Annotated in this window: 4 protein-coding genes; 3 read left to right on the top strand and 1 reads right to left on the bottom strand. The window is 72.3% G+C overall.

Annotated elements, in window-relative coordinates; translation table 11 throughout:
• Positions 1 to 8: 8 nt before the first annotated feature.
• Positions 9 to 2,387 (bottom strand): tetratricopeptide repeat protein, encoded by a 2,379-nt coding sequence (locus ACZ6Y1_RS37420; RefSeq protein ID WP_469640638.1) that lies wholly within the window; start codon positions 2,385 to 2,387, stop codon positions 9 to 11.
• A 163-nt stretch (positions 2,388 to 2,550) separates the two neighbouring features.
• Here ACZ6Y1_RS37420 and ACZ6Y1_RS37415 point away from each other — a divergent pair, with 163 nt between their 5' ends.
• The 3 genes from ACZ6Y1_RS37415 (at position 2,551) to ACZ6Y1_RS37405 (ending at position 4,087) form a co-directional block, all read left to right on the top strand.
• Entirely contained in the window at positions 2,551 to 3,006 is a 456-nt protein-coding gene (locus ACZ6Y1_RS37415) for a carboxymuconolactone decarboxylase family protein (RefSeq protein ID WP_469640636.1), read from the top strand.
• A gap of 45 nt (positions 3,007 to 3,051) precedes the next feature.
• Complete coding sequence (locus ACZ6Y1_RS37410) at positions 3,052 to 3,504, top strand: iron chaperone (protein ID WP_469640634.1); 453 nt, start codon at positions 3,052 to 3,054, stop codon at positions 3,502 to 3,504.
• Between the two features lie 85 nt (positions 3,505 to 3,589).
• A complete protein-coding gene (locus ACZ6Y1_RS37405; RefSeq protein ID WP_469640632.1) occupies positions 3,590 to 4,087 on the top strand; it encodes a pyridoxamine 5'-phosphate oxidase family protein in 498 nt (165 codons plus the stop codon).
• The last annotated feature ends 60 nt before the right edge of the window (positions 4,088 to 4,147 follow it).

Raw genomic sequence — 4,147 nt, 5'->3', positions numbered from 1 at the left:
TGGGCCGGTCAGAGGCGGACGAGCATGGATTCGGCCGCTGTGCGGTGCTCGGCGGCGGTGGTCGGGTCGGCGTCCTGGAGGAGGGTGGCGATGCCCTCGTGGGCCAGTGCCTCCTCGTGGCGGTATCCCAGCTTCGGGGCCAGTTCCAGTGCCTGGCGGTGGAGGCGGAGGGCCTCGTCGGGGAGGCCGGCCAGGCGGCAGGTCTCGGCGTAGGCGTTGAGGAAACGGATCTTCCAGTGGTCCTCGAAGAGCTCGTCCAGGAGGGCGAAGGCCTTGCGGTGGCTGGTCAGCGCCTCTTCGTAGCGGCCCATGTCGCGCAGGGCGACGCCCTGGCAGTTGAGGCACCAGGCCTCGTTGTTCATGTGGCCGTCCTCGCGGGCCAGTGCGAGGGCGCGGTCCAGGTGTTCCAGTGACTCCTCGGGGGCCTCCGCGGCGAGGGCCACGCCCAGGGTGATCCGGGCCGTCAGGGTGGGGGGCCATGCGGGGTCCGGGTGGGGGATGGCCAGGACCTCGCGGGCGCGCTGGGCGGCCTGGTCGCGGTGGCCCAGTTGGAGGAGCGACCAGGCCTCGGAGGCGGCGGCGTGGGCCGCGCCGGTGGGGCAGTCGGATTCCTCGTAGAGCTTGGCGGCCAGGCGGAAGAGTTCGAGGGGCTCCTCGGCGTGACCCTCGTCCCAGCTGAGGTAACCGCGGCGCATGGCCAGCTCGGCCGTGTCGCCGTGGAGTTCGGCGGCCTCGTACGCGGCGGCGGCCTCGGCCATCCGGCCCGCGTTGTAGCGGGCGAAGCCCAGGTCGCTGTGGGCCTCGGCCAGCTGGAGCGGGTCGCCGAGGCGCTGGGCGGCGGCGAGCGAGCGTTCGAAGAGGTAGTTGAGGTGCGTGGTGCCGCAGCGGCGGGCGAAGTAGGCGCGCAGGAAGCGGGGCAGCTCGCACACGTGGAGGTCGGCGCCGACGGCGTCCGCCGTCTCGAAGGCGGCGATCATGTTCTCGTACTCCGCGGTGAGCCAGGCGATGGCGTGGTTCTTGTCGGCGAAGTGCGGGAGCGCGGCCGGGGGGCGGCCGGCGGAGGCGGTGCGGCCGGGTGCCAGGACCGGCATCGCCGCGTCGGCGGCGGCCGCGGCGTGGACGTAGTAGTCGAGGAAGCGGGACAGGGCCTGTTCGCGGTCCGATGGTGAGTCCTCGGCCGCGCAGGCCCTGCGGGCGTGCTGATGAACCAGGTCGTGCAGGCGGTAGCGGCCCGTGGTCGGCTGCTGGACCAGGTGGGCGTCGAGGAGGTCCTCCAGCATCAGGCGGGCGCTGCTCAGCGGGAGGTCGGCCAGGGCTGCCACGACGTACTCGTCGAAGGTTCCGCCGGGGAGCATGCCGAGCAGCCGGAACAGGCGGGCCTGGGAGCGGTCCAGCTGGCGGACGGACATGGCGAACGCCGCGTCGAACTCGCCCGTGCCCTGCGACAGCCGCTCGGCGAGGATGCCCACGGTCCAGCCCGGCCGGTGGCGCAGCCGGGCGGCGGCCAGGCGCAGGGCGAGGGGGAGGTGGCCGCACAGGCGCAGCACCTCGGCGGCGGAATCCGGGTCCTTGGCCAGGCGGGCGTCGGCGCCGCTGGCCCGGGTCAGGAGCTCGGCGCTCTCCCGGGGGCTCAGTACGTCGAGGGAGACCGGGGGGACCTCGTCCAGGCCCAGCAGCCGGTTGCGGCTCGTGATCAGGACGACGGAGGGGCCGGCTCCGGGCAGCAGGGGGCGTACCTGCTCGGCGTCGGCGGCGTTGTCGAGGACGACGACGGCCCGGCGGCCGGCGAGTTCCGCGCGCCAGCAGGCTGCCAGTTGCTCCAGGCCCTCCTGCGGGACCCTCTCGGAGGGCACGTCGAGCGCGCCGAGCAGCATGCGCAGTACGGAGTCGGCGCTCATCGGTTCCCGGCCCTCGGTGAATCCGTGCAGGTCGGCGTAGAGCTGGGCGTCCGGGTAGTCGGCGGCGAGCCGGTGCGCGGCGTGCACGGTCAGACAGGTCTTGCCGACCCCGGCCATACCGTCGACCGCCACCACCTGATGACTCTTCACCGCGGCTAAGAGCTCAGCCAGTTGCTCCTCGCGTCCAGTGAAGTCCGGTACGTCGCGGGGCAGATCGTTGCGGGGACGCGGCGGCACCTGGCGGCTGGCTTTCGGGGGCGCCGGCAGCGGGTTCGAGGAGCGCTCCCACAGGGGGCGCAGCGGCCGCGGGTCACGTTTGACCAGGCGGCACAGGGCCACCACCGCGGGCCAGGGCGGCACGGTCTGGCCGCTGAGGTAGCGCGAGAGCGACGAAGAGCTCAGACCGGTGTCCCGCGCGAGGGCCCGTACCCCCAGTCCGGACAGCTCCTGCAGTGCGCGCAACCGGCTTGCCAGCTCGTCCTGTTCCACCGTTCCCCGTTTCCGTTGTCCCGCCCCGGCAGCAGTATTTCGGCCCGAATCCGGGCTGGTCAAGGCTGTTCCGCCTGTCCCACGGCGTCCCATCGCCCTGCCCCCGCCGGCCCGGAACGGCTGGAATGAAGTCACACCGCAAGCGACGGCGAGGAGAAACGAAATGAAGTCCCGCATGCAGAACCCGGCCATGGTCCTCTCGGACGCGATGAAGCCCATCCAGGACATCTTCAAGGCCGTGCACTCCGGTGGCGTGGAGGGCGAGATCCTGGAGCTGGTGCACCTGCGGGTCAGCCAGATCAACGGCTGCAGCGCCTGCGTCGACGGCGGCGCCAAGACGGCCCGCAAGGCGGGCGTGAGCGACGAGCGCCTGGCCACGGTCGCCGTGTGGCGGGAGACCCCGTACTTCACCGACGAGGAGCGGGCCGCCCTCGCGCTCGCCGAGGCGGCGACGCGGCTCGCCGACCGTCCCGACGCGGTGAACGACGAGGTCTGGGACACCGCCGCCACGTACTTCGACGAGAAGCAGCTCGCCGCGATCATCCTGATGATCGGCGTCACCAACATGTTCAACCGCCTGAACGCCACGACCCGCCAGATCGCCGGCGCCTGGGGCTGAGCCCCGCTCCCCCACCGCACCCACACCCCCCAGGAGGAACCCGTAATGAACAAGACCACCGACACCACCGCCGACGCCTTCACCGACGAGGAGCGCGACGCGATGAAGGAGCGCGCCAAGGAGCTGAGGGCGACCGCCCGCCGCGGGTCGAAGGCCGACAAGGCGGCGGAGGACGAAGCGGCCGTGGTCGCGAAGATCGCCGAGATGCAGGACTCCGACCGCGTCATGGCGGAACGCGTCCACGCGATCGTCAAGGCCTCCGCGCCGGGCCTCGCGCCGAAGCTCTGGTACGGGATGCCCGCCTACGCACGGAACGGCAAGATCGTCTGTCACTTCCAGAGCGCGGAGAAGTTCAAGTCCCGGTACGCCACCATCGGCTTCAGCGACCAGGCGAACCTCGACGAGGGCGCCATGTGGCCGACCTCCTACGCCCTGGCGGAGATCACCCCCGCCACGGAGGCCGCCATCGCCGCCCTCGTGAAGCAGGCCGCGAGCTGACCGGCACCGGGGCGGGGTCCCCCCTCCGGGGGCCCGCCCCGCCCCTCGACCTGCGCTCCGGCGACCGGTACGGGAGGATCGGACCGTGCAGCCGAGCGAGATCACCGAGATCCTCAACCGCCCGCTCAGCCGGGAACTCCTGGCCCGCGACGTGGCCCGCCTGGCCTACGTGGCCCAGGACGGCACACCCCGGGCCATCCCGATCGCGTTCGTCTGGAACGGCTCACAGATCGTCATGTGCACGCCGCCGAACGCCCCCAAGCTGACGTCCCTGCGCCACAACCCCGCGGTCGCCCTGACCGTCGACACCGAGGTCCACCCTCCGCAGATCCTGCTCATCCGAGGCCGTGCCGAGCTCGACGCCGTCGAGGGCATCCCCGACGAGTACCTCCAGGCGAACTCCACGTACGCGATGACTCCCGAGCAGCGGGCCGAGTGGGAGGCGGAGGTCCACTCGCTCTACCGCGGGATGGTGCGGATCGTCGTGACCCCGACCTGGGCGAAACTGATCGACTTCGAGACTACCCTCCCCACCGCGGTCGAGGAGCTCCTCCGGGAGCGGGAGCAGCGCGAACGCTCCTGACCCCGCCTGCCGCCCGGACGGCGGACGGCCGCCTTCGACACGCGGCCTCTGCCCGGCCCC

Source organism: Streptomyces sp. NPDC053432 (genome assembly GCF_055585365.1).
This window is presented reverse-complemented; position numbering and strand designations above follow the sequence as displayed.